This is a genomic window from Delftia tsuruhatensis NBRC 16741 (assembly GCF_001571325.1).
GTDB classification, from domain to species: domain Bacteria; phylum Pseudomonadota; class Gammaproteobacteria; order Burkholderiales; family Burkholderiaceae_C; genus Comamonas; species Comamonas tsuruhatensis.
In genome coordinates, this window is sequence record NZ_BCTO01000056.1 from 1 (window position 1) to 24,854 (window position 24,854).

The window sequence follows — 24,854 nt, forward strand, 5'->3', positions numbered from 1 at the left end:
GGGGGAAGGCGCGCAGCGCCTCAGGGGGAGCTCTAAACCAGCTTGCAGCCGGTCTGGTCTACGGGCAGGAAGGACTTGCCGGAGCTGACCACATCCACGTAGTCGTCCTTGTTCTTCATCTTGGACTTGGCCTTGCCCTTGAGCAGGTAGTAGTTCTTGAGCACCTGGTGGTCTGCCTTGCGCACCTCTTCCTCGCCCGTCAGGCCCTGGTACTTCATGCCTTCCAGCGCGGCGACCACGGCCTTGGGGTCGACCGTGCCGGCCTTGACGATGGCATCGATCATCAGCTTGGTGCAGATGTAGTGGCCGGCCAGGCTGTAGTTGGGATTGGCCTTGAACTTGTCGTTGCAGCGCTGCACCAGATCACGGTTGAGCGGCGTGTCCACCGTGTGCCAGTACTGGGCGCCGAAGTACACGCCGTCGCACAGGTCGGCGCCCAGCGACTCGAACTGCTCCAGCCCCGAGGCCCAGGCGATCAGGATGGTCATGTTCTTGTTCATGCCGAAGCTGATGGCCTGGCGCAGCGTGTCCGAGGACTGGGCGCCGAAGTTCAGCAGCAGCAGCACGTCGGGCTTGGCGGCCACGGCATTGGTCAGGTAGCCGCTGAACTCCTTTTCGGTCAGCGAGTGGTAGCTGTTGCCCACATGCTCGATGCCCTTTTCCTTGAAGATGTTCTTGGCCGCCGTCAGCAGGCCGTCGCCGAACACGTACTGCGGCGTGATGGTGTACCAGCGCTTGGCCTTGGGCAGCGATTCGATCAGCGGGCGCACGGTCTGCTCGATGGCGCCGAAGGTGGGTGCCGACCAGCGGAAGGTGGCGCTGTTGCAGTCCTTGCCCGTGATCTCGTCTGCGCCTGCGGTGGTGATGAAGATGCCGCCGGCCTTCTCGGCCTCCTTGCCCATGGCCAGCGCCTCCGACGACAGGATGCCGCCTGCGAAAAAGCGCGTGCCCTGCTGCTGGGAAGACTCCTGCAGCTTGCGCACGGCCGTGGCGGGCTTGCCCTCGGTGTCCAGCACGGTGTAGGCCAGCGGGCGGCCCAGCGCCTTGCCGTACTGCTCTATGGCCAGCTTCATGCCCAGGTCCGCGTACTTGCCGTTGGCCGCGAAGGCGCCCGACATGGGCACGGGGCAGGCGAACTGGATGCTGTCCTTGGACTGCGCCCAGACGCTGCGGCCCAGGCCCAGCGATGCGGGCAATGCGCCCAGTGCCGAGAGTTGCAGGAGGTGACGACGTTGCATGGGATCTCCGTGATGGGGACTGAAGGCGCTGCGGCCCGGGTACGCTTTTCAGAGCAAGTTGCATGCCAGTCGAAACGGGTGCGTGCAGGCTCCTTGATTCATATTTATAGTGATAAATACAAGGAATAGGGCGCGTGCTAACCCTAGGCGCAAACGCCCACGCGCCATGGCGGTGCATACTGCACCAAACCCGTATGCAGACTGGGCGCGGACACGATCCGGTGCCCTTCCGGAGAACACAACAATGGCTACACCCAAGTCGGCCCCCCTGGCGATCCGGCAGCTCAAGCGCCCGGATCTGGTGGCCCAGGAGATCAAGCGCCTGATCACCGAAAAGAACCTCAGCCCCGGCGACCGCCTGCCGCGCGAAAGCGAGCTGCAGGCCCAGTTCCAGGTCAGCAAGGGAACGATCCGCGAGGCCCTCAAGTCGCTGGAAGTGCAGGGGCTGATCACCATCTCCACCGGCCCTTCGGGCGGTGGCACGGTCGTCGAGGTGCCGCTGGACCGCACGCTGCAGTTCATGCAGAACTACCTGTTCTTCCAGGAGGTGACCATCGACGACATCTACACGGTGCGCCAGATGCTGGAGCCCGAGCTGGCGGCAGGCGCCGTGCCCCATCTGACCGAGGCCGATTTCGAGGCCCTGGAGCACAGCATCGCCTGCTGCGATCCCACGCAAAGCAGCGACGACCTGGTGAGCCAGCGGCGCGAGGACGTGAACTTCCACGACATCCTGGCGGCCGCCAACCCCAACCCGTTCCTGCGCTTCACCTGCGAGCTGATCAACGAGATGATCCGCCAGCTCATCGTCTTCGCCAACCGTACTCCGCAGGCCGAGCACCGGCGCTTCGGCGAGGCCAATGCGCAGTTCCACCGCAGCATCGTGCAGGCCGCGCGCGAGCGCGATGCTGCGAAGGTGCGCGCATTGATGCAGGAGCACATGCGCGATGCGGCCAGCAGCGTCAAGCGCATGAAGGGCCGCATCCAGGGCCGGCTCATCCTCGATGCCGACAGCCTGCGCAGCCCGCGTCCGCGACGCGCCGTGCAGCCGGTGGAAAAGGCCGCAGCGACAGCGCCAGGGACTGCGCCAAAAACAAAGGCAAGGGCGAGCGCAAGGGCCACCGCGAAGGCCCCGGCAAAGGCCCCCGCAAAGGCCCCCGCAAAAACCATCCCAAAGGCCTCCGCAAAGACGGCTGCGAAGGCTCCGGCAAAGTCGCCTGCAAAGGCCACGTCCGCGCGTCCCGCTGCCGCACGCAAGCGCGCGGCCTCCTGAGCTGTCCCGCACCGGTCATCGGCGCCCCACGCCACGCGTTTCGCGCTGCCCGCTGCTGGTATGCTGCCGCGCGCTTGGCCTTCACGCATCCCCCTCACGAGACAACAGCATGAGACAAACCCCTTTCGCATCCTCCCGCACCCCGGTGCGCCGCGCAGCCCTGTGGCACGCCCTGGCCGGCGGCCTGGCGCTGGCGGCCACGCTGGCGGCGCCCCTCGCCCATGCCCAGGGCGCAGGCAGCTATCCGTCCAAGACCATTCGCCTGGTCGTGCCCTTCGCACCCGGTGGCTCCACCGACATCCTGGGCCGCCTGCTGGCGCAAAAGCTGGGCGAGAGCATGCACACCACGGTGGTGGTGGACAACAAGCCCGGTGCCAACGGCACCATCGGCTGCGACCTGGTGGCCAAGGCGCCGGCCGACGGCTACACCGTGGTGCTGGGCGACGTGGGCTGCATGGCCATGGCCAAGGGCCTGTACACCAAGCTGCCCTATGACCCGCTGCGCGACTTCGCGCCCATCAGCCTGGTGGCGCGCAGCCCGCTGGTGCTCACCGTGGGCGCGCAAAGCCCGTTCCACTCGCTCAAGGAGCTGACGGCGGCGGCCCAGGCCCAGCCCGGCAAGCTCAACTACCCCTCGTCGGGCACGGGCGGACCCAACCATCTGGGCGCCGAGCTGTATGCCATGCAGGCCAAGGTCAAGATCGGCCACGTGCCCTACAAGGGCAGCGCGCCTTCGGTGGTGTCGCTGGCCGCCGGCGAGACCGACTTCGGCTTTCTCACGGCCGTGACCATTGCCGCGCAGCTCAAGGCCGGCAAGGTGCGCGCGCTGGCCGTGGCCCACAACGAACGCCTGCAGTCCATGCCCGACGTGCCCACCATGTCGGAGGCAGGCCTCAAGGACTTCACGGCCGATGCCTGGTTCCTCGCGGCCGTGCCCGCAGGCACGCCCAAGCCCATCGTGGACCGGCTCTACGCCGAGATCGCCAAGGCCCTGCCCGCGCCCGAGGTCAAGGAAAAGCTGGACGCCATGGGCGTGCTGCCCTCGGGCCTCAAGCCCGATGCCTCGGCCCAGTTCCTGCGCGTGGAAGTGGACAAGTGGCGCGATGTGATCAAGAACGCGGGCATCACGCTGGACTGATTTCGCAGCCTTGCCGTTGCCATGCAAAAAGCCCCTGCGGCCTCACGGCCCAGGGGCTTTTCTCATGTGCCGGAGATGCTCAGTTCGTTTCGGTCAGGGCATCGCCCAGGGCGCTGACCAGCCGCTCGATCTCGGCCTTCTCGCTGATGAAGGGCGGCGCGATCTGGATGGTGTCGCCGCCGTAGCGCACGTAAAAGCCCTTGTCCCAGCACTTCATGGCGATCTCGTAGGGACGGCGGGCCGGCTCGCCGGGCAGCGACTCGATGGTGAAGCCCGCAGCCAGGCCGAAGTTGCGGATGTCGGCCATATGCTTTGCTCCCTTGAGGCTGTGCACGGCCTGCTCGAAGAACGGGGCCAGTGCGCGCACGCGGCCCGGGCCGTCCTCGCGCTGCAGCAGGTCCAGCGCGGCCACGCCCGCCGCGCAGGCAATGGGGTGGGCCGAGTAGGTATAGCCGTGCGGGAACTCCAGCATGTACTCGGGGCCGCCCGCTGCCATGAAGGTGTCGTAGATCTCCTTGCTGGCCACCACGGCGCCCAGGGGCTGGGCACCATTGGTCACCTGCTTGGCGATGTTCATGATGTCGGGCGTGACGCCGAAGGCCTCCGCTCCCGTCATGGCGCCGCAGCGGCCAAAGCCCGTGATGACCTCGTCGAAGATCAGCAGGATGTTGTTCTGCGTGCAGATCTCGCGCAGGCGCTGCAGGTAGCCGGCCGGCGGAATCACCACGCCGGCCGAGCCCGAGAAGGGCTCGACGATGACGGCCGCGATGTTGCTGGCGTCATGCAGGGCGATCAGGTCCAGCAGCCGGTCGGCCAGCGCGCGGCCATCGGTGGCAGGCATGCCTTTGTGGAAGGACCCCAGCGCCGGCTGCGTGTGCGGCAGGTGGTCGGCCTCCACGCCCTGGCCGAAGGTCTTGCGGTTGCCCACCATGCCGCCGACCGAGATGCCGCCGAAGTTCACGCCGTGGTAGCCCTTCTCGCGCCCGATCAGCCGGGTCTTGCCGCCCTGGCCCTTGGCGCGCCAGTAGGCGCGTGCCATCTTCAGCGCCGTGTCGGCGGCTTCCGAGCCCGAGCCCGTGAAGAACACATGGTCCAGGCCTGCGGGCGTCAGCTCCTTGATCTTGTTGGCCAGCGCGAACGAGGCCGGGTGGCCGAACTGGAAGGCCGGCGCATAGTCCAGCTGCTGGGCCGCGCGGCCGATGGCTTCGGCGATCTCGCGGCGGCCATGGCCCAGGCCCGAGCACCACAGGCCCGACAGGCCGTCGAAGATCTTGCGGCCGTCGGCATCGGTGTAGTAGGCGCCCTGGGCGCTGGTGATCATGCGCGGGCGCGCCTTGAACTCGCGGTTGCCGGTGAAGGGCATCCAGTGGGCCTCGAGCCAGGCGGCATCGGTGCGCGTGGCGGGGGCGGCGCTTTGTTCGGTGGGAACCAGGGTCATGGCGATCTCCTCGAGCCTAGGGAAGAAATGTGGATCGGCCCATTGTGAGCGCGCTGTTTGATTTCGCGAAGAGCACGATATCGAGGTTTACTTGCATATTTCTGCAAGTGACCAAGCGCCTGCCGGTCGCGGCATGGCGTGCGCGCATTGGGGGAATCCGTCGCCACTGCCGCCCCGTGGCTCCCCTATAGTGGCTCCCCTGTAGCGGTGGCCATGTCCGGCAAGCACACCGGGAGGCGAATGGCGATGGCGGAATTTTCTCTGGATACCCCTGCGAGCCGCCGGGCACGCGATGGCCGTGCGCGTGCGGCGCTGGGCCAGCTGGGCGACATGGATCTGCGCCTGCTGCGCGTGTTCAAGGCCGTGGTCGAGTGCGGCGGCATGTCGGCTGCCGAGCTGGAACTGAACATCGGCAGCTCCACGCTGAGCCGCCACATGAAGGACCTGGAAGAGCGCCTGGGCCTGACGCTGTGCCGGCGCGGGCGCGCCGGCTTCGCGCTCACGCCCGAAGGCCACCGCATCTACGAGGCCACGCTGCAGCTGCTGGGCGGCGTGGAGGGGTTTCTGGGCCAGGTGGACGACATCCATGGCCGGCTGGCCGGTACGCTGGACGTGGCGCTGTTCGACAAGACCGTGGGCAATCCGCAGTCACGCATTCCCGAGGCGATAGGCCTGCTGCACGATCAGGCGCCGCAACTGCACCTGCGGCTGCACGTGGCCTCGATACAGGCCATCGAGCGCGGACTGATGGAGGGGCGCTGGCAGGTGGGCGTGCTGCCCTCTGCACCCAGTTCGAGCGCGCTGGACAGTGCCCGGTTGTTCGGCGAGCGCATGCAGCTGTACTGCGCTCCCGGCCATCCGCTGCATGGCGCCGACCATGGCGGGCTGGACTGGGACAGCCTGGGCGCACATGCCTTTGCAGGCCTGGGCTACCAGTCACCCAATATGGCGCTCAGCCACCAGGCCGGCCTGCAGCGCCAGGCCACGGGTTTTGACCAGGAGGCCATTGCCATGCTGGTGCGCTCGGGCCGCTACCTGGGATTTCTGCCCGACCACTACGCACAGGCCATGGAGGGCCAGGGTCTGCTGCAGGCCGTGGCCCCCCACCGGTTCTTCTATCTCTGTGATTTCTTCGCGGTCTGGCGCAGTGCCGTGGTGCCTGGCCGTGCAGCCCGTGTGTTCATCGACGCGCTGCTGGGCGTGCACCGTGAATGAACGGCTTTGCCACAGCCTTGGCAAGAGGAAAATCACAGGTTTGCGAAGAGGCTATGCACAGCTTTTCACACAGCTTGTGCACATATTTTCCAGCGTATGCGCTTGACAATGTTTGGCATTGTGACCGGCGCCGGGGCTTCAGTCCGCCCCGATGCGGTCGAAAGGCATGTATGGATTCCGTGCCGGCCATGGGCCGCACGGGCAGCGCCTTGATACCAACGATTTCGCATTTCCCGGGTTCTTGCCACCATGCGCCGCCATGTCCACCTCTCTTGCCGCCACGGCAGGGCCGGGTTTCAGCCCGTGCCGCCATCGACCATCCTTGCCAGGGTTTCGGTCAGCCAATTGCCGAATGAGGCGTCCGCGCTGAAGGACCGCAGGGGCGTGGGCATGTTCGTGCTCCTGGCGGGTTCAGGCCGCAGCCGCAGTGGCTGCTGCGGGCGGCGCCATGCCGGCGCCCGCGTCGGCACGGCGGCGCAGGCCGCGCTCCCACAGCTTTTCATGGAAGAAGAAGGCCACGGCCTGCACCGTGGGCTCCAGCAGGCTGAGCGTCAGCGCGGCCCAGAGATTGCGGGTCACGGCATAGGCCACGGCCGCTGCCACGGTGACATGGATGACGTAGTAGCTGGCAGTCTTCAACAGCGTGCGGCGGTGGTGGTGAAGGGTCTGGCGGACGCGGCTCATGGGGCTCTCCTCGGGATGAGACTCCATGCTAGGTGCGTGAAATAGTCATGGCCAATCGAAAATGATCATCAAAGTTATAAATGCTATCGATGGCCGGCGGTTGCGTGCTGCGGCCTTGTGCCATGCGGGGGGCGCGCCATGAGCTGGGACCAGATTTTCGTGCTCGGCTGGGCGCCGCATCCGCAGTGGTTCCAGTGGCTGCATCCGGGCCTGGTGACGCTGTCGGTGCTGGTGGCCGTGGCCACGTCGGTGATGGCCATGCAGATTGCCGGGCTGGCGCGCGATGCCGCGTCGCCGCGCATACGCCGCGTGGGCGTGCTCACGGGCGCCTTCTGCCTGGGCGCGGGCATCTGGGCCATGCACTTCATCGGCATGCTGGCCTTCGTGCCCTGCACCTTTGGCGACTACGACCCCTGGATCACCACGCTGTCCATGCTGCCCAGCATGCTGGCGTCCTGGCTGGCGCTGACGCTGATGGTGCGGCCGCAGCTGTCCACGCAGGCGCTGGTGGGCGGCGGCGTGCTCATGGGGCTGGGCATTGGCTCCATGCACTACATCGGCATGGCGGCGGCCCAGACCTGGACCTCGATGCTCTACGACCCCTGGGGCGTGCTGCTGTCGGTGATCGTGGCGGCAGGCATGGCCATGCTGTCGCTGTGGGTGCGCTTCAGGCTGGGCAACACGGGCCGGCTGTGGCCCACGCTGGTGGCCGGCATCGTCATGGGCCTGGCCATTTCCTGCATGCACTATGCGGGCCTGTATGCACTGCGCCTCAAGCCCGAGATCGATGTGCTGGCGCAGGTGGAGTCGCCCACGCATGCGCTGCTGGTGTTCTCCATCGTCGGCATGGTGGTGCTGATCTTCGGTCTGGTGTTCGCGGTCAACATGACGCTGCGCTACCGCCAGATCTACCGCCAGGTGCAGCGCAGCGAATCGCGCCTGCGCGCCGTGGTGGAGACGGCAGTGGACGGCATCGTGATGATCAACGGGCGCGGCAGCATCGTGTCGTTCAACGGCGCGGCCGAGCGGCTGCTGGGCTGGACGGCGCAGGAGGTGGTGGGCCGCAGCGCCAGCCTGCTCATGCCCGCGTCGGGCTGCGATGGCGATGGCGGCTCGCTTCAAAAGCATCTGGCCACGGGCTTTGCGGGCCTGCTGGGCTCCAGCCGCGATATCAACGCCATGCACAAGGACGGCACGCAGATCGCCGTGCGCCTGGCCGTGGGGCGGGTGGCGATTGCCGGCGATCCGCTGTACGTGGGCTTTGTGACCGATATCCGCGAGCGCCGCCAGATGCTGCAGTCGCTGCGCCGCAGCGAGGAGCAGTACCGCACCCTGATCAACAACGTGCCCGGCACCACGTTCCGCTGCCTGTACGACGGCAAATGGACGCCGCTGCTGCTCAGCCGCTCCATCGAGGAATTGACGGGCTGGACCGAGCAGGATTTCACCGATGGCCTCACGGGCTGGGACCGGCTCATCCACGCCGAGGACCGCGACCGGCTGGAGGCTGCGGTGGCGCATTCTCTGGCGCGGCGCCAGACCTACAACGCCGACTACCGCCTGCTGCACCGCGACGGCAGCACGCGCTGGGTGTCCGAGACCGGGCGCGGCGTCTTCAACGAACAGGACGAACTGACCTGGATCGACGGCGTGATCATGGACCAGACGGCGGCGCGCGCGCGCAATGCCGAGTTCGAGGGCACGGTGCGCGCCATCGACCTGTCGCTGGCCACCATCGAGTACGACCTGCGCGGCCATGTGCTGCGCGCCAACCGCAATTTCCTGGACCTGTTCGGCTACCGGCTCGACGAGGTCGCGGGCCGCCACCACGGCATGTTCTGCGAGCCCGGCTATGCGCATTCGCCCGAGCATGTGCAGTTCTGGCGCCGCCTGGCCGAGGGCGAGTTCCAGGCCGGCGAGTTCCTGCGCTGCGGGCACGAGGGGCGGCGCATCTGGGTGCAGGCCACCTACAACCCCATACGCGGTGCCGACGGCCGGCCCTACAAGATCGTCAAGCTGCTCACCGACATCAGCGCCCAGCGCAAGCTGGCCCAGGAGCTGGTGCTGGCCAAGGAGCATGCCGAAGCCGCGGCCGCCGCGCGCAGCACCTTCCTGGCCAACATGAGCCACGAGATCCGCACGCCCATGAACGCCATCATCGGCTTCACCGAGGCGTTGCGCGAAACCGCGCTGCAGCCCACGCAGGCGCGCTACCTGGACACGGTGCACTACGCGGCGCGCTCCATGCTGCGCCTGCTCAACGACATCCTGGACACGGCCAAGCTCGACAAGGGGGCGGTGGAGCTGGAGATAGAGGACTTCTCGGTGCGCGAGCTGTGCCAGCAGATCCTGGCATCGCTGCGCATCACGGCCGATCGCAAGGGCCTGGACCTGCGCCTGGACTACGACCCGCACACGCCGGCCGCGCTGCGCGGCGACGGCATGCGTGTGCAGCAGATCCTGGTGAACCTGCTGGGCAATGCCGTGAAGTTCACCGAACGCGGCCATGTGCTGCTGCGCGTGCGCTACGAGCAGGGCGTGCTCCAGCTCGATGTGCATGACACGGGCATAGGCATCGCGGCCGAGAAGATCCACCGCATCTTCGACCCCTTTGCCCAGGCCGACGCCTCGACCACGCGGCGTTTCGGCGGCACGGGCCTGGGCACGACCATCTCGCGCCAGCTGGCCGAACTCATGGGCGGCAGCATCCAGCTGCACAGCACGGTGGGCGTGGGCACGGTGTTCGAGGTGCGCCTGCCCCTGCCGGTCGGCGAGAGCCCGCTGTCCGAGCGCGGGGCGGCCAGCCGCGGCCTGCCGCCGCTGCACATCCTGGCCGTGGACGATGTGCCCGAGAACCTGGAGCTGCTGCAGATCAACTTCTCCAGCCAGAACCACCAGATGGTGCTGGCCCACGACGGTGCCGAGGCGCTGCGCTGCGTGCAGGCGCAGGAGCCGCCTTTCGACGTGGTGCTGATGGACCTGCAGATGCCGGGCATGGACGGCCTGGCGGCGGCGCGCGCCATCCGTGTCTGGGAGCGGCAGCTGCAGCGCCGGCCCGTGCCCATCGTCGCGCTGTCGGCCAGCGTGCTGGAGAAGGACCGCAGCGACGCCACCGCCGCCGGCATGGACGGCTTTGCCTCCAAGCCGCTGGACATGGCGCGGCTGCAGGCCGAGATCGCACGCCTGCTGTCGCTGCAGGTGGCGCTCAAGGAGGCCAGGCCGCCCGCGCCCGCCAGCGCCCAGCCGGGGCTGCCTGATGTCACGGTGGACTGGGCCTCGGGCATTGCGCTGTGGGGCCGGGTCGATCCGCTGGTGGCCGCCATTCGGCGTTTCCTCAACGAACAGCTGGACCTGGCCGACCGCCTGCGCCGTGCCCTGCAGCGCCCCGGACCCGAGGCCTTGATCGGCCTGGCGCACCGCGTGCGCGGCGCGGCCGGCAACCTGGGCCTGCAGGCCGTGTACCGGCTGGCATCGCGCCTGGAAGGCCTGGCGCAGGAGGGCGCCGGGCAGCCGCAGCTGCTTGCCCTCATCGACCAGCTGCACCAGGCGCTGGATGCCGTCGCGCGCGAGCTGCGCCAGCGCCACCCGGCCGCCATGCCGATGGCCGAGGCGCAGGGGACGGCATCGGGCGAGGCGCCGGGCCAGGCGCAGGGCCATGCGTGGGCGCAGGCCGACGGCGATGCGGCGCCCCAGGCGGGCGCACCCGCCCTGCCTGCCGATGCCCGGCCCTGGCTGGAGCGCATCGTGGCCGCCTTGCACAGCGGGGAGCTGGACGGGCAGGCCATGCAGGCCCTCGTGCGCATGCTGACGGCCGAACAGCTTCAGCCGCTGCAGCAGGCACTGGATAATTTCGACTTCGAGCGCGCGCAGGAATGCGCCCAGCAGTTGCAGCAGCAACTGCCCTCGAACGATGGAGACAGAGCATGAATGCGCCCAATCTATTGGCAACGGACAAGCGCCCGCGCCTGCTGCTGGTCGATGACGACCCGACCAACCTGCATGTGCTGCGCCAGATCCTGGGCGAGGATTACCGGCTCTCGTTCGCCACGGACGGGCGCAAGGCTCTGCAGCTGGCCCAGCACCAGCCGGACCTGATCCTGCTGGACATCATGATGCCCGAGCTGGACGGCTACGCCGTGTGCCGCCAGCTCAAGGCGCAGGCCGACACGGCCCGCATCCCGGTGATCTTCATCACCGCCCTGTCTGACGGACAGGACGAGGCCCTGGGCTTTGCCTCGGGCGCGGTGGACTACATCGTCAAGCCCGTGCGCGCGCCCGTGGTGCGGGCGCGGGTGCGCAACCACCTGTCGCTGGTCAAGCTCGACGAGCTGCGCAGCACGCGGCTGCAGATCGTGCAGCGCCTGGGCCGCGCGGCCGAGTACCGCGACAACGAAACCGGCATGCACGTGATCCGCATGAGCCACTACGCAAAGACGTTGGCGCTGGCGGCCGGCTGCACCGACGAGTGGGCGGACGACCTGCTCAACGCCGCGCCCATGCACGATGTGGGCAAGATCGGCATCCCCGACGCCATCCTGCTCAAGAACGGCCCGCTGACGGCCGAGGAATGGACCGTCATGCGCCGCCATCCGCAGATCGGCGCCGAGATCATCGGCGAGCACGATTCCCAGGTGCTGCAGATGGCCTACAGCATCGCGCTGACCCACCACGAGAAATGGGACGGCACGGGCTATCCGCAGGGCCTGGCGGGCGAGGACATCCCGCTGGCCTCGCGCATCGTGGCCGTGGCCGACGTGTTCGATGCCCTCACCACGGAACGCCCCTACAAGCACGCGTGGACGGTGGACGACGCCATGGATCACATAGAGCAGCAGGCCGGCGCCCACTTCGACCCGCGCCTGGTGCCGCTGTTCATCGGCCTGCGCCCGCAGCTGGAAGACATACGCGAGCGCTGGAAGGATTGACGGGGAACCGATTCCGGCAGGGTGCGCCGGGGCTTGGGCAATCGCTTACCCTGGGCGGCCTGTCTCCGGCACCTGCCTGTCCTGCCCATGTCTTGTTCGCCTTCTCCCTCCTCTTCCTTGCCTGCCGCTGACCGCTTCCATGTCCGCGCACTGACCGCCGCCGACCTGCCCGGTCTGCTGGACATCCAGCGGGCCTGCTATGGCGAGGACTATGCCGAGAGCGGCGAGGTCTTTGCGCGGCGCCTGGCCGGCACGGCCCATTGCTCGCTGGCACTGGAGCAGGGCGGCCGGGTGCGCGCCTATCTCGCGGCCTACCGCAGCCTCATGGCCAAGATCACGCCGCTGCACGGTGACTTCGAGGCCGTCGAGCAGGCCGACACCCTGTACCTGCACGACATGGCCGTGCACCCCGAGGCCGCAGGCCAGGGCCTGGCCCGTGCGCTGCTGGCGCCGCTGTGGGAGCGGGCGCGCGCCGAGGGCCTGCGCCACACGGCCCTGGTGTCGGTGCAGGGCTCGCGCGGCTACTGGGAGCGCCATGGCTATGCCGTGCAGGCGTTGACCGACCCGCTGCAGCAGCAGCGCCTGGTGAGCTACGGCGACGGTGCGCTGTACATGGCCCGGCCGCTGTAGGGCGGCGCTACGGGGCGCTACAGGGCGCTACAGGGCGCTACAGGGTGCCGTGTCGCGTGGTGGTCTGCAAGGCGCGGTGATGGGGTTTTTGGCCGGGGACGGGCCGGCCGCCTCTGGTCATAATGCGCGCCATGCCCGATCGCTGGAAACCCAATGTCACTGTGGCGGCCATCATTGAGCGCGATGGCCGTTTTCTGCTGGTGGAAGAAGACACGGCCGATGGCGTGCGCTACAACACCCCCGCCGGCCATCTCGACCCTGCCGAGTCGCCCATCACCGCCTGTGTGCGCGAGGTCGATGAGGAGACGGCGCACGACTTCGTGCCCACGGCCCTGGTCGGCGTCTACCTGAACCGCTTCGTGCGCACGCGCACCGGCTCCGACATCACCTATCTGCGCTTTGCCTTCACGGGCGAGCTGGGTGACTTCCGGGCCGGCCAGCCGCTGGACGACGGCATCATCCGCACGGTCTGGATGACGCTGGACGAACTCAAGGCCTGCACCGCCCAGCACCGCAGTCCGCTGGTGATGCAAAGCATAGAGGACTACCTGGCCGGCCGCCGCTACCCGTTGGAGCTGATCCACACCGATCCCAGCGTGCTGCAGGCTCCGCAGCCCCACTGAGTCACCAAGGCACCGAGCACCATGCCGGCCCTGTCTGTCACACAACGCCACGCTCCCGCGTCTTGATGGCATGCAGACCTCCTCCGCCACCGACGATCCCCTGGCCCTGTTCGAGCGCCACCGCCCGCGCCTGTTCGGCCTGGCCTACCGCATGCTCGGCCAGCGCGCCGATGCCGAAGACCTGGTCCAGGAGGCCTGGCTGCGCTGGCATGGCGCCGAGCGCGCCGGCATAGAGCAGCCCGAGGCCTGGCTGGTCTCCGTGACCACGCGCCTGGCCATAGACCGGCTGCGCCGCCTGCGCGCCGAGCGCGAGCACTACCAGGGCTTCTGGCTGCCCGAGCCCCTGGTCCAGCCCTGGGCCGAGGAGTCCGCACCCTCGGCCGAAGACCTGCTGGAGCGTGCCCATGACGTGTCCACGGCGCTGATGTTCGTGCTCGAGCAGCTCACGCCCGACGAGCGCGCCGCCTTTTTGCTGCGCGAGGTCTTCGATGCCGACTATGCCGAGGTGGCCCAGGCCCTGGGCCGCAGCGAGGCCGCCTGCCGCCAGCTAGTGCACCGCGCCCGCAGCCATGTGCAGGCCGGCCGCCCGCGCTTTGCGGCGCCGCCCGAGGCCCATGCCGCGCTGCTGCAGCGCTTTGCGCAGGCCGTGCAGGGTGGGGACTTTGCGCAGATCCAGGCGCTGTTCGCGCCCGATGCCGAACTCATCAGCGACGGCGGCGGCAAGGTGCCCTCGTTCGGCCGCGTGCTGGAGACCGGCCGGCGCCTGGCCCTGCTGTACTTCGCCACCACGCGCCGCATGCGGCGCAACGGCCAGCGCCAGACCCTGCACCTGGCGCGCGTCAACGGCCTGCCGGGCCTGCTGCGCTGCATCGACGGCGAGCTGGAATCCGTGCAGACGCTGCTGGTCGAAGACGGCCTGATCCGCCGCATCTACACGCTGCGCAATCCCGACAAGCTGTCCGGCGTGCCAGTGCCGCCGCAGGCGCTGCCGTAGTCAGACGAGTTGCAGGTCGCGGGGCGTCGCGCCTTCGAAGACACGCTGCAGCTGGGCGGGGCTCAGTCCATACATGCGCTGGAACAGGCCGCCCAGTACGGCGCGGTACTCGTTGAGCACGGGATGGTCGCGGTTCTGGAACAGGTTTTTCTGGTTGACCTCGACCTGCTCTCCCACGATGCGACCGCCCGCGCGCGCGGACAGCCCGCCGCCCAGCAGCCAGTAGGTCGTGCCGTGGCCGTGGTCCGTGCCCTTGTTGCCGTTCTCGCGGAAGGTGCGGCCGAATTCGCTGATCACCACCACCACCGTATGGCGCCAGGCCTCGGGACCTATCTCCTGGGCAAAACCGGCCAGGCCCCGGCCCAGCTCGTCCAGCCGTCCGGCCAGCGCGCCTGTGGCGCCGCCCTGGGCCACGTGCGTGTCCCAGCCGCCTACATCGACGAAGCCCAGGTCGAAGCGCTCGCGCATCAGGGCCGCCATGCGCTGCGCCACCAGCGCAAAGCCCCGCGCGCTGATGGCGTCGCGCCCGGCCTGGTCCATCTCTTCCTGCACGCTGCGCTGCACCGCATCGCGCACGGCAAAGCCCTCCTGCACGGCCGTGCCCAGGGCAGTGCCTGCGTACATGGCGGCAATGGCCTGGCTGCGTCTATCGTCCAGCCCGCCCTTGCCCACGGACGCCAGGGCCATGTTGGCGGACGGCAGGCTGCCACGCAGCAGCAGTGGCAACTGGGGCGTGAACGACATGGGCGACACCGGGCCCCGCCCGTCCTGCCCCAGCACCTGGGCCAGCCGGTTCAGAAAGCCCGACTGGTAGCTGCGGCGCCCGTCCAGGCCCTGGCCCAGTTCGATGGAGTCCTGTGTCTCGAAATGGCTGCGCGACAGGTCGTGCGTGCCTGCAAAGGGCACGAAGCAGGCCTGGCCGGCCTGGAACAGCGGATGGATGCTGTCCTCCAGCATCGGGTGCAGGCCCCAGCGGCCATCCAGCGCCAGCGCGCCGCCGGCCTCGCCGGGACGGGGGATGGCAATGCTGGGACGGGCCTCGTAGTAGAAGTCGCTGTGCGTGGGCACCAGCAGACTGTTGCAGTCATAGGCACCGCGCAGAAACACCAGCAGCAGGCGCGGCGTGGCTGGCTGGAGGGCGGCCGCCTGCAGCCGGCCCAGGTGGGCGGCAAAGGGCAGGGCCGATGCCATGGTCAGGAAGTGGCGTCGCTGCATGGAAAGTCTCCGGGGTTCAGCGGAACATCATCTCGGGTGCGGACAGGAAGTAGGTATTCCAGTCCGCCGGATTGCGGGCCTGGGCCAGTGCCGCCTGCGTGGCCTGGCTCCACTGGGGCAGGCGCTGGCGCACGCTGGCCCGTTCCGACAGCATGGGGTAGGGCGGCTTCTCCAGCGCCTCCTTGGGGTCGGCACGAAACAGCACGGCGCTGCGCGTGGCGATCTGGCGCGCCACCTCGAAGCGTGCCGCCATCTGGCCCGAACTGGCCCAGTCGGACTGCATCTGCGGATAGCCGTCCGGCGTCTCATGCGCGTAGAGGTTCTGGCCCAGCCGGTTGATCCAGCCCAGCACGGGCGCCACGTCGGCCGCCACGCGCTGGTCCACCGACAGCCGCGTGGCGGCCAGCACGTAGTGCAGCGGATCGCGGAACTTGCGGCCAAAGCGCGCGGCCTCCGGATCGGTCAGCAGCGCCGCCACGGTGGCTGCGATGTCGCCCCGGCTGCGCGTGAAGGCCTGTGCCGTGCGCTGCACCAGGGCCGGCGGCGGATCGTCGGCAATGAAGAACACCGCCAGCTTGTGCGCGATGAACTGCGCCGTGGCCGGCGCGGCGACGATGCGGTCCAGCGCCTCCTGGACCTCGGCCATGCCGCGTGCGTTCAGGGGCTGGCCCAGGAAGGTCTTGGCTCCGTAGTCGTGCCGGTTGGGATTGAACTCGAAGAATCCCGAGCGCAGGTAGTCGCCCTGGCGCCCGCCGCGCATGCGCGGCGGCGTCGTGCCGGCCGGCTGCAGATTGATGCCCACGCCTGTCAGGATGCGCGCCATCTCCTGCACGTCGGCCTGGGTGTAGCCGCTGCCCACGCCCATGGTGTGCAGCTCCAGCAGCTCGCGCGCGTAGTTTTCGTTGATGCGGCCCGCCGCATTGCTGGCGTTGTCCAGGTAGCGCAGCATGGCCGGGTGGCGCAGCGAGGCCTCCAGCAGGCTGCGGAAACTGCCCAGCGCATGCGGGCGTATGGCCTGCTCCTCGTAGTCGCCCACCCAGGCGCGGATATCGGCCTTGCGCAGGCTGACGCTGAAATGGTTCATCCAGAACCAGGTCATCTGCTCTTGCAGCTGTGCCGGCGAGTACAGCGCGCGGATCACGAAGCGCTTCTGGGCATCGCTGCCCAGCTGGTTCAGCGTGCGCTGGTAGGCCTGCTGCCGCGCGGCCTTTTCATCGGCCGATGCGGCTTCCTGCACGGCCTTGCGCTGGTCGCCCAGCTCCAGCAGCACCTGGTCCATGGGGCGCTGGCTGATGCCCAGCCCATCAATGCGCTGCTGCGCCTGCGCAGGCAGCGGCTGAGGCCCCGGCTGCAGTTGCCGGGCCAGCCAGGCCTTGAGGCCCAGGCGCTGCAGCTGCGCATCCTCGCTGTCGGTGGCGCCCCAGGTGACGCGGTCCAGCCATTGCTGGCGCTGCGCGGCGGTGAGCGGTGCCTCGGCCACTCCCTGCAGCGCGGCCGCTGCGGACGACGGCGGGGCCTGCAAGGGCGCACAGCCTGTGGCCAGGACGATGGCGGAGAAAGTGAGAGCGATGGCGAACGGCGAAGTGCGGCGCATGGTGTCTCGGTGGGTAGGGGGCATCCATTGGACGCCAGCATCCTCCACCCATGTGCTTCGCCCTGTAAAGCGCCGGTAGCAAAAAGTAAAAGGCAAAAAAAAGCGGAGTGCTTCACACTCCGCTTTTTCTGAGGGACCCGGCCTTATTTGCTGGGCCGGCTCGCGCATTCAGCGCACTGTCCGTACAGGGCCATCGAATGGTCCTGGATCACCCAGCCCTTGGCCTTGGCGATCAGGTTCTGGCGCTTTTCGATATCGGGATCGTAGAACTCCTCGACCTTGCCGCAGCTGGTGCAGACAAAGTGGTCGTGGTGCTGGCCTTCATTGAGCTCGTAGACGGCCTTGCCGCTCTCGAAATTGCTGCGGATGAGGATGCCTGCCTGCTCGAACTGCGTGAGCACGCGGTAGACCGTGGCCAGGCCGATGTCCGAACGCTCGTCCAGCAGCACGCGGAACACGTCTTCGGCCGTCATGTGGCGTTGCGCACCCGTCTGGAAGATCTCCAGGATCTTCAGGCGGGGCAGCGTGGCCTTCAGGCCGGTACTCTTGAGTTCGTCGATGTTCTTCATGTCTGGGTCTTTGGCAGAGACTGCCCGCTGGGCTGCCACCACGGCAGGTGCGGGACGGCGAACAAAATGGCCCTGGTGCCAGGGGCGTCGCATGATCGCAAGCCCCGGGGACCAGCCGCTACAATGATCCACGATCATATCCCTATGCTGATACCAATGCATGTTCAAGCCCGTTGCCGCGCCAGTGCGGCCCTGATGCTGTTGATCGGGGTGGCGCTGGCAGGCTGCAGCAGCCTCGATGGCGCCGCGCACCGAGTCGCCAATGTCGTCACTCCCTACAAGGTCGAGGTCGTCCAAGGCAACTTCGTCTCCCGCGAACAGGTCGAGGCCCTGCAGCCCGGCATGAGCCGCCAGCAGGTGCGTGACATCCTCGGCACGCCGCTGGTCACCAGCGTATTCCACGCCGACCGCTGGGAATATGTGTTCACCATCAAGCGTCCCGGCGTCGATTCCCAGGTGCGCAAGCTGACCGTCTTCTTCAACGGCGACCTGTTCGCGCGCTCTGAAGGCGACGAAATGCCCACCGAGGCCGAATTCGTCGCCAGCCTGGGCTCCAAGAAGAAGCTGGGCAAGATTCCTCAGCTGGAAGCCAGCGAGGAGCAGCTGTCCAAGTTCCCCGCTGCCAAGCCGGTCGAAGAGCCCGTGGCCGCCGAGCCGCCGCCCGCGGCGGCCAGCTATCCGCCACTGGAGCCCGGCGCCCGCTGATATCGCCGCCCGCGCGCCGCAAGGCATGCGGGCGTTTTTCCGTGGATGGCGGCTGCCGCGGTGCCTGCCGTGCGCCCGGGCAGTCCACTTTCCACGCATTGAGCCTTTGCATCTCTTTCCCGACATGAACGCCACGACCGCCACTTCCTCCAGCAACAACCAGCGCCTGCGCGTGGCCGTGGCCGGCGCCTCCGGCCGCATGGGCCGCATGCTGATCGAGGCCATCGCGCAAAGCGATGACCTTGCGCTGACCGCCGCGCTGGACCGTCCCGACAGCCCTGCGCTGGGCACCGATCCCTCGGCCTTCCTGGGCCTGGCCAGCGGCATCGTCATCGAAAGCGATGTGCGCGCCGCGCTTTCCAAGGCCGACTGCCTGATCGACTTCACGCGCCCCGAGGGCACGTTGGAGCACCTGGCCATCTGCGCCGAACTGGGCGTCAGGCTGGTCATCGGCACCACGGGCTTCAGCGACGAGCAAAAGGCCCGCATCGCCGAGTACGCCCAGCGCACGGCCGTGGTGCTGTCGCCCAACATGAGCGTGGGCGTGAACGTGACCTTCAAGCTGCTGGAGATGGCGGCCAAGGCCCTGTCCAGCGGCTACGACATCGAGATCGTCGAGGCCCACCACCGCCACAAGGTGGATGCGCCTTCGGGCACCGCCCTCAAGATGGGCGAGGTCATCGCCGAAGCCCAGGGCACGAAGCTGGCCGACCGCGCCGTCTACGAGCGCTTCGGCCACACCGGTGCGCGCGAGGACAACACCATCGGCTTTGCCACCGTGCGCGGTGGCGACATCATCGGCGACCACACGGTGCTGTTTGCGGGCACGGGCGAGCGCATCGAGATCTCGCACAAGTCCAGCAGCCGTGCCGGCTATGCCCAGGGCAGCCTGCGTGCCGCGCGCTTCCTGGCGGGCAAGACCAGCGGCCAGTACGACATGTACGCCGTATTGGGCCTGTGACGAGGCTCGCAGCACGGGCAAGGTAAGACCATGAGCGGTCCACTCTGGCTCTGGTGGCAGCAAGGCGATGCCGTCGCGCGCGGCACGGCGCTGCTGCTGCTGGCGCTGTCGGTGGCCAGCTGGGTGGTCATCGTCTGGAAGGTCTGGTTCATGGCCGCCAGCCGGCGCCGCGTTCCCCAGGCCATTGCGGCCTTCTGGAGCGCGCCGGACCTGGCCTCGGGCCAGGCCCGCATGGGCGAGGGGGATCGCCAGCAACTGGTGGCACCCATGGCCGAGGCCGTGACACAGGCGCTGGCACCCATGGGCAGCGGCCTGGCGCTTGCGGGACGCGCGGCGCATTCCGTCCGCCTGACGCGGGGGCTTCGCCAGGCGCTGCAATCGGCCAGCCACCAGCTGCAATGGGGCCAGACCCTGTTGGCCACGGTGGGCGCCACGGCACCTTTTGTCGGCCTGCTGGGCACCGTCTGGGGCATTCACCACGCGCTGGCCACGCTGGCGGGCAGCGGGCAGATCGGCATCGAACAACTGGCCGGCCCGGTGGGCGAGGCCCTGGTGATGACGGCGGCCGGACTGGCCGTGGCCCTGCCGGCCGTGCTGGCCTACAACCTGCTGGGCCGGGCCGCGGCCCAGATGGAGGCCCTGCTGGAAGGCTTTGCCCATGACCTGCAGGCCATGTTCGGCACCCAGCCGGCCGAGCAGGCGCCGCACGATGACGGCATGGCCGTCGCCGGCCTGCCGGCCGGCCCCATGGAAGCGCCCTGACGGGGCGGCTCGCCAGGATCGCACATGGCCTTTGGACGACTGAGCGGCAAGGAAAGCTCCTCCCAGCCCATGCACGCCATCAACGTCACCCCGCTGGTGGATGTGATGCTGGTGCTCGTCGTCATCTTCATCCTCGCGGCACCCATGCTGGCCGCCTCGCTGCGCGTGCAATTGCCCCAGGCCCAGGGCACCCAGCCCATGGCCGCCGCGGGCGAGGACGATGCGCTGCTGCTGGAGGTCGATGCGAAGGGCGCGCTCTGGATGCAGGGCCAGCCCGCCACGGCGGATGCGCTGCGTGAGCGCCTCGCTCAGCTCGGCGCGCGCAACCCCCAGGCAGAACTGCAACTGCGTGCCGACCAGGCCGTGCCCTATGGCCGCGTGGCCGAACTCATGGGCTGGGCCCACGCGGCAGGGCTGACGCGCATAGGCTTCGTGGCCGAGCCGGCGCGAAACCAGGATGGAAAACCCGCAGCCGTCCTGGGTCCCACCGGCGCCGGGCGCTGAAGCGATCAGGCGCTCAAGCGCTCAAGCGCTCAAGCGCCGCCGGGCCTGTGCCCGCGAACCTAGTCCTGTCCTTCGGGCCAGCGCTCGTTGCCCGCCAGCCGCAGATGCTGGCCATGGTCCGAGGAGCGCTGGTACAGACTGAGCCCGAACAGCGGCAGCATGCCGATCAGGTGATCGAAGATCGCGCCCTGTATGGCCTCGTACTCCACCCAGACCGTGGTGCTGGTGTAGCAAAACAGCTCCAGCGGCACCCCCATGGGAGAAGGCTCCATGGTGCGCACCAGCAGGAACATGTTCGGTGTCTTGTGGATGTGCGGATGGCGCAGCAGGTAGGCGTATGCATAGGCCTTGAACGCGGCCAGATTGCTCAGATGCTGCGCTGCCATCTCGCTGCCCGCCGGCGCATCGGCCATGCGCAGGCCGCCATCACTGCTCCAATAGTCCTTGAGGGGCTCAAGCAATGACAATTTCTGCCGCTGCTCTGCCGTCAGCAGGCGGATGGTGTGGGCGTCTATGTGCAGCGAGCGGCGGATGCGGCGCCCGCCCGACTCGAACATGCCGCGCCAGTTCTTGTAGCTGTCGCTCATCAGCCGCCAGGTCGGGATGGTGGTGATGGTCTTGTCCCAGTTCTGCACCTTGACCGTGTGCAGCGCGATGTCGATCACGAAGCCGTCGGCGCCGACCTGGGGCATCTCGATCCAGTCGCCCACGCGCAGCATGTCGTTGGAGCCCAGCTGCACGCCGGCCACGAAGGACATGATGGTGTCCTTGAAGATCAGCATCAGCACGGCCGAGGCCGCGCCCAGGCCGGACAGCAGCAGCAGCGGCGAGCGGTCCACCAGGGTGGCGACGATGAGCACGATGGCGATCAGGAACACCAGCAGCTTGCCCAGCTGCACATAGCTCTTGATCGAGTGCGCCTGCGTGGCCTTGCGCTCTTCCTTGAGGTCGTGCGCCTCGTTCATGGCATTGAGCAGGGCGCTGATCACGCGGGCCACGTGGTAGATGGTGCAGGCGATGGCCAGGTTCAGGATCAGGGTGGCCCACTGCGGCTGCAGCTGCGGTATGGCCTGCACGCCGGACTGCATGACCAGCGAAGGCACGGCCTTGGCCAGCCGCTGCAGCACGCTGTCGTGCAGCAGCACCTGGGCCCACTCCATCTCCACCAGCGTGCTGCGCATGCGCGGCAGCACGCGCAACAGCAGCCATTGCACGACAAAACCCGCGGAGCGGGCCAGCAGCACCAGCGCGCACAGCGCAGCCAGTGCCTGCATGACGGGATCCCAGCCGGAAATCAAAGACCAGTTCAGCAAGAGAAAACTCCAGGGCGCGGAAAAACCTGCCGCGCGATGGCGGCATGCCCGGGGTGTCCGTATCCGTTCCTGCGCAAGTCCGGGCTGGCGATGGCGGAACGTCTGCGGCGCACTGCCACAGAGGGTGCCAAGCATACGCAGCGCGGCTTTTCCCCGCGCGGCGGCCGGGCAACCGGGTGCCGATGGCGCAGTACCGCCTGCGGGCTTGTGGGCTGCTTGCGGCACCGGCGGGCCGGGGCCCTAAAATCGTCGGTTGATTCCGGCCATCCGGCTCGTCCGGCCACCTTGTCCGGCCCTTGGGGCCGCAGCACCATGCAAGAGAAATACAACCACATCGACGTTGAGCGCGCAGCGCAAGACCACTGGTCCGCCCGCGACGCCTACCGCGTGACCGAAGACCAGGCCAAGCCCAAGTTCTACGCCTGCTCCATGCTGCCCTACCCCAGCGGCAAGCTGCACATGGGCCATGTGCGCAACTACACCATCAACGACATGCTGGCGCGCCAGCTGCGCATGAAGGGCTACAACGTCCTCATGCCCATGGGCTGGGATGCCTTCGGCCTGCCGGCCGAGAACGCGGCGCTCAAGAACAAGGTGCCGCCTGCGCAGTGGACCTACGACAACATCGCCTACATGAAAAAGCAGATGCAGGCGATGGGTCTGGCCATCGACTGGAGCCGCGAAGTGGCCACCTGCGATCCCGACTACTACAAGTGGAACCAGTGGCTGTTCCTGCAGATGCTGGAAAAGGGCATTGCCTACCGCAAGACCCAGATCGTGAACTGGGACCCGGTGGACCAGACCGTGCTGGCCAACGAGCAGGTCATCGACGGCCGCGGCTGGCGCACGGGCGCGCCGGTCGAAAAGCGCGAAATCCCCGGCTACTACCTGAAGATCACCGACTACGCCCAGGAGCTGCTGGACCATGTCCAGGTGGGCGGCGACAAGGCCACGCTGACCGGCTGGCCTGAAAAAGTGCGCCTGATGCAGGAAAACTGGATCGGCAAGAGCGCGGGCGTGCGCTTCGCCTTCACCCACGACATCCGTGGCGCCGACGGCCAGCCCATCCAGGACGGGCGCCTGTATGTGTTCACCACGCGCGCCGACACCATCATGGGCGTGACCTTCTGCGCCGTGGCGCCCGAGCACCCGCTGGCCCAGCATGCCGCGGCATCGCAGCCCAAGCTCGCGGCCTTCATCGAAGAATGCAAGAAGGGCGGCACCACCGAGGCCGAACTCGCGCTCAAGGAAAAGGAAGGCCTGCCCACGGGCCTGTTCGTCACCCATCCGCTGACGGGGGCCCAGGTCGAGGTCTGGGTCGGCAACTACGTGCTCATGAGCTACGGCGACGGCGCCGTCATGGGCGTGCCCGCGCATGACGAGCGCGACTTCGCCTTTGCGAAGAAGTACGGCATCGCCATCCGCCAGGTCATCGCGGTCGAGGGCGAGACCTTCAGCACCGAGGCATGGGCCGACTGGTACGGCGACAAGCAGCGCGCTGTCTGCATCGAATCCGGCGAACTCGACGGCCTGCCCCATGGGGCTGCCGTGGACAAGGTGGCCGAACTGCTGGCCGCCAAGGGCCTTGGCGAGAAGAAAACCACCTGGCGCCTGCGCGACTGGGGCGTGAGCCGCCAGCGCTACTGGGGCACGCCGATTCCCATCATCCACTGCGAGGACTGCGGCGCCCAGCCCGTGCCTGCCAAGGACCTGCCCGTGGTCCTGCCCCAGGACCTGGTGCCCGATGGCTCGGGCAACCCCCTGGTCAAGAGCGAAGCCTTCCACGCCGGCGTGGTCTGCCCCTGCTGCGGCAAGAGCGCGCGCCGCGAGACCGACACCATGGACACCTTCGTGGACTCGTCCTGGTACTTCATGCGCTATTGCGACGCCAGGAACAGCGAGCAGATGGTGGGCAAGGGCACGGACTACTGGATGCGGGACCAGCATGCCGCCACCGGCGGCAGCGGCATGGACCAGTACATCGGCGGCATCGAGCACGCCATCCTGCACCTGCTGTACGCGCGCTTCTGGACCAAGGTCATGCGCGACCTGGGCCTGGTCAAGGTCGATGAGCCCTTCACCAAGCTGCTGACCCAGGGCATGGTGCTCAACCACATCTACAGCCGCCGCACGGCCAAGGGTGCCAAGGAGTACTTCTGGCCCAAGGATGTCGAGCATGTGTTCGACGAGACCGGCAAGATCGTGGGCGCCAGGCTCAAGGCCGAGGTGGACAGCGCCGACGGCCTGCTGCCCGTGGGCACGGACATCGACTACGAGGGCGTGGGCACCATGTCCAAGTCCAAGAACAACGGCATCGATCCGCAGGAGCTGATCGAGAAGTACGGCGCCGACACCGCGCGCCTGTACACCATGTTCACCGCGCCGCCCGAGCTGACGCTGGAGTGGAACGATGCCGCCGTCGAAGGCAGCTACCGCTTCCTGCGCCGCGTCTACAACTTCGGCGCCAAACTGTCGCAGATGGACATGGCCGGCGCCGTGCAGAGTGTGGCCGGCGCCAAGTCGCTGGACGACGTGGCATTCGGCAAGGCCGCCAAGGCCCTGCGCCTGGAGATCCACACCGTGCTCAAGCAGGTGGAGTACGACTACCAGCGCATGCAGTACAACACCGTGGTCTCGGGCGCCATGAAGATGATCAACGCGCTGGAGGACTTCAAGTCCCACGACGACGCGGGCGCCCAGGTGGCGCTGATCGAAGGCTTCGGCATCCTGCTGCGCGTGCTCTACCCGGCAACGCCCCACCTGGCCCATGTGCTGTGGAGCGAACTGGGCTACGCCGCCCACCTGGGCGATGTGCTGGACGCGCCCTGGCCCCAGGTCGATCCCCTGGCCCTGGTGCAGGACGAGATCTCTCTGGTGCTGCAGGTCAATGGCAAGCTGCGCGGGGCCATCCTCGTGTCCTCGACGGCCGACAAGGCCGAGATCGAGCGCATTGCCCTGGCCAACGAGGAATGCCAGAAGTTCACCAATGGCGCGGCGCCCAAGAAGGTGATCGTGGTGCCGGGCCGCCTGGTCAACGTCGTGGTCTAGGCCATGGCATGCCCCCTGAGGCGCT

20 protein-coding genes are annotated in these 24,854 nt (G+C 68.0%); 13 read left to right on the forward strand and 7 right to left on the reverse strand.

Features of this window, described 5'->3' with window-relative positions; genetic code table 11:
* Nucleotides 1-32: 32 nt before the first annotated feature.
* On the reverse strand, nt 33-1,238 hold the full coding sequence (locus DTS01S_RS24120) for an ABC transporter substrate-binding protein (RefSeq protein ID WP_034365479.1): 1,206 nt from the start codon (nt 1,236-1,238) through the stop codon (nt 33-35).
* 244 nt (nt 1,239-1,482) lie between these two features.
* Here DTS01S_RS24120 and DTS01S_RS24125 point away from each other — a divergent pair, with 244 nt between their 5' ends.
* Together DTS01S_RS24125 and DTS01S_RS24130 are read left to right on the forward strand one after the other, a co-directional pair.
* On the forward strand, nt 1,483-2,511 hold the full coding sequence (locus tag DTS01S_RS24125; RefSeq protein ID WP_017404297.1) for a FadR/GntR family transcriptional regulator: 1,029 nt from the start codon (nt 1,483-1,485) through the stop codon (nt 2,509-2,511).
* A 109-nt stretch (nt 2,512-2,620) separates the two neighbouring features.
* The gene (locus DTS01S_RS24130) at nt 2,621-3,649 is read left to right on the forward strand and encodes a Bug family tripartite tricarboxylate transporter substrate binding protein (RefSeq protein ID WP_016454212.1); all 1,029 of its coding nucleotides are present in this window, start codon (nt 2,621-2,623) and stop codon (nt 3,647-3,649) included.
* A gap of 79 nt (nt 3,650-3,728) precedes the next feature.
* Here the strand turns inward: DTS01S_RS24130 and DTS01S_RS24135 are convergent, their stop codons facing one another.
* A complete protein-coding gene (locus DTS01S_RS24135) occupies nt 3,729-5,087 on the reverse strand; it encodes an aspartate aminotransferase family protein (protein ID WP_017404295.1) in 1,359 nt (452 codons plus the stop codon).
* 246 nt (nt 5,088-5,333) lie between these two features.
* Between DTS01S_RS24135 and DTS01S_RS24140 the strand changes: the two genes are divergently transcribed.
* The gene (locus tag DTS01S_RS24140) at nt 5,334-6,302 is read left to right on the forward strand and encodes a LysR family transcriptional regulator (protein ID WP_026062101.1); all 969 of its coding nucleotides are present in this window, start codon (nt 5,334-5,336) and stop codon (nt 6,300-6,302) included.
* 411 nt (nt 6,303-6,713) lie between these two features.
* Here the strand turns inward: DTS01S_RS24140 and DTS01S_RS24145 are convergent, their stop codons facing one another.
* A complete protein-coding gene (locus DTS01S_RS24145; protein WP_017404293.1) occupies nt 6,714-6,986 on the reverse strand; it encodes a DUF2061 domain-containing protein in 273 nt (90 codons plus the stop codon).
* A gap of 138 nt (nt 6,987-7,124) precedes the next feature.
* On the opposite strand from DTS01S_RS24145, the gene DTS01S_RS24150 reads away from it, so the two are divergent.
* The 5 genes from DTS01S_RS24150 (at nt 7,125) to sigJ (ending at nt 14,158) form a co-directional block, all read left to right on the forward strand.
* Nucleotides 7,125-10,913: a PAS domain S-box protein gene (locus tag DTS01S_RS24150; RefSeq protein WP_061289164.1), complete on the forward strand. Its 3,789-nt coding sequence runs from the start codon at nt 7,125-7,127 to the stop codon at nt 10,911-10,913.
* Nucleotides 10,910-11,911 (forward strand): HD-GYP domain-containing protein, encoded by a 1,002-nt coding sequence (locus tag DTS01S_RS24155; protein WP_016447218.1) that lies wholly within the window; start codon nt 10,910-10,912, stop codon nt 11,909-11,911. The genes DTS01S_RS24150 and DTS01S_RS24155 overlap by 4 nt, the downstream gene beginning before the upstream one ends.
* A gap of 87 nt (nt 11,912-11,998) precedes the next feature.
* Nucleotides 11,999-12,541 carry a GNAT family N-acetyltransferase gene (locus tag DTS01S_RS24160; protein ID WP_026062867.1) on the forward strand — a complete coding sequence of 181 codons (543 nt, stop codon included), beginning with the start codon at nt 11,999-12,001 and terminating at the stop codon, nt 12,539-12,541.
* A 122-nt stretch (nt 12,542-12,663) separates the two neighbouring features.
* The gene (locus DTS01S_RS24165; RefSeq protein WP_017407282.1) at nt 12,664-13,164 is read left to right on the forward strand and encodes an NUDIX hydrolase; all 501 of its coding nucleotides are present in this window, start codon (nt 12,664-12,666) and stop codon (nt 13,162-13,164) included.
* Between the two features lie 70 nt (nt 13,165-13,234).
* Nucleotides 13,235-14,158: an RNA polymerase sigma factor SigJ gene (gene sigJ / locus DTS01S_RS24170; protein ID WP_016454217.1), complete on the forward strand. Its 924-nt coding sequence runs from the start codon at nt 13,235-13,237 to the stop codon at nt 14,156-14,158.
* Here the strand turns inward: sigJ and DTS01S_RS24175 are convergent, their stop codons facing one another.
* The 3 genes from DTS01S_RS24175 to fur all read right to left on the reverse strand — a co-directional run bounded on the left by DTS01S_RS24175 (nt 14,159) and on the right by fur (nt 17,536).
* Nucleotides 14,159-15,373 (reverse strand): DUF1501 domain-containing protein, encoded by a 1,215-nt coding sequence (locus DTS01S_RS24175; protein WP_017407283.1) that lies wholly within the window; start codon nt 15,371-15,373, stop codon nt 14,159-14,161.
* Between the two features lie 16 nt (nt 15,374-15,389).
* Nucleotides 15,390-16,967 carry a DUF1800 domain-containing protein gene (locus DTS01S_RS24180; protein WP_017407284.1) on the reverse strand — a complete coding sequence of 526 codons (1,578 nt, stop codon included), beginning with the start codon at nt 16,965-16,967 and terminating at the stop codon, nt 15,390-15,392.
* 143 nt (nt 16,968-17,110) lie between these two features.
* The gene (gene fur, locus DTS01S_RS24185) at nt 17,111-17,536 is read right to left on the reverse strand and encodes a ferric iron uptake transcriptional regulator (protein WP_013804774.1); all 426 of its coding nucleotides are present in this window, start codon (nt 17,534-17,536) and stop codon (nt 17,111-17,113) included.
* A 156-nt stretch (nt 17,537-17,692) separates the two neighbouring features.
* On the opposite strand from fur, the gene DTS01S_RS24190 reads away from it, so the two are divergent.
* The 4 genes from DTS01S_RS24190 (at nt 17,693) to DTS01S_RS24205 (ending at nt 20,468) form a co-directional block, all read left to right on the forward strand.
* Nucleotides 17,693-18,241, forward strand: coding sequence for an outer membrane protein assembly factor BamE (locus tag DTS01S_RS24190; protein ID WP_016447212.1), 549 nt, complete (start codon nt 17,693-17,695; stop codon nt 18,239-18,241).
* A 124-nt stretch (nt 18,242-18,365) separates the two neighbouring features.
* Nucleotides 18,366-19,202, forward strand: coding sequence for a 4-hydroxy-tetrahydrodipicolinate reductase (dapB, locus tag DTS01S_RS24195; protein WP_017407286.1), 837 nt, complete (start codon nt 18,366-18,368; stop codon nt 19,200-19,202).
* Between the two features lie 30 nt (nt 19,203-19,232).
* Entirely contained in the window at nt 19,233-19,964 is a 732-nt protein-coding gene (locus tag DTS01S_RS24200; RefSeq protein ID WP_016447210.1) for a MotA/TolQ/ExbB proton channel family protein, read from the forward strand.
* A 24-nt stretch (nt 19,965-19,988) separates the two neighbouring features.
* Nucleotides 19,989-20,468 (forward strand): ExbD/TolR family protein, encoded by a 480-nt coding sequence (locus DTS01S_RS24205; RefSeq protein ID WP_016447209.1) that lies wholly within the window; start codon nt 19,989-19,991, stop codon nt 20,466-20,468.
* A 59-nt stretch (nt 20,469-20,527) separates the two neighbouring features.
* On the opposite strand, the gene DTS01S_RS24210 is transcribed toward DTS01S_RS24205, so the two are convergent.
* A complete protein-coding gene (locus tag DTS01S_RS24210) occupies nt 20,528-21,742 on the reverse strand; it encodes a mechanosensitive ion channel family protein (protein ID WP_016447208.1) in 1,215 nt (404 codons plus the stop codon).
* A 351-nt stretch (nt 21,743-22,093) separates the two neighbouring features.
* On the opposite strand from DTS01S_RS24210, the gene leuS reads away from it, so the two are divergent.
* Complete coding sequence (gene leuS, locus DTS01S_RS24215; protein WP_016454223.1) at nt 22,094-24,829, forward strand: leucine--tRNA ligase; 2,736 nt, start codon at nt 22,094-22,096, stop codon at nt 24,827-24,829.
* Nucleotides 24,830-24,854: the final 25 nt, after the last annotated feature.